The 611-nt window shown below is 53.4% G+C and carries 1 protein-coding gene and 1 tRNA gene; both read left to right on the top strand.

Features of this window, described 5'->3' with window-relative positions; translation table 11 throughout:
* Window positions 1-261, top strand: a 261-nt coding sequence (locus tag M6F29_RS12045; RefSeq protein WP_298160261.1) for a hypothetical protein, incomplete at its 5' end; no start/stop codon positions are given.
* A gap of 36 nt (window positions 262-297) precedes the next feature.
* Window positions 298-374, top strand: a tRNA-Pro gene (locus tag M6F29_RS12040).
* Window positions 375-611 lie beyond the last annotated feature (237 nt).

Genomic DNA, 611 nt, shown 5'->3' with positions numbered 1-611 from the left:
TACTATCAAAGTCATGATTTGCTGCTGGCCCGACAGATTCGTCTGCTGCTCTATGGTGAGGGATATACCATTCATGGTGCCCGCGAGCGGATGCAGGTCTTAACGCATGCGGCACGCCAGGAACATTTAGAAGAACAGACGCGGTTAGAGCTGGAAGTGGCCGATTCCCCAGGTCAGATCAGGGTGGTGGGTGATGGTCGTCTACAATATTTACGTGCAGAGTTGTCGGCACTACTGAATTTGTGCCGTCATGGGCATTGACCAGAGTCAGGTTTCAACAGTATATTACCGGCTTCGCGGGGCGTAGCGCAGCCTGGTAGCGCACCTGAATGGGGTTCAGGTGGTCGGAGGTTCAAATCCTCTCGCCCCGACCAATTAAATCAAATGGTTATGAAATATCATAATTGCGCAGGACGGCGGTATCCTGCCAAATGATCATTTACGCAAAAATTCTTACACCCCCGTTTATGGAATCATGGCCTGCCGCCGCTTTCGACCTGTTGCCGTCATTCGCCCTGCAGCTATGAGTAACAGCAAGGCAGCGGGAGCGGACCTTCACAGGCTAGGCAGCTTGGGAAGGGCTACTATCGGCCAGAACCGGCCGGTCAGGT

Origin of the sequence: Ferrovum sp., assembly GCF_027317285.1 — a bacterium.
In the GTDB taxonomy this organism is placed as follows: Bacteria; Pseudomonadota; Gammaproteobacteria; order Burkholderiales; family Ferrovaceae; genus Ferrovum.
The sequence above is the reverse complement of the archived record's forward strand: the minus strand, read 5'-3'. Positions and strand labels throughout refer to the sequence as shown.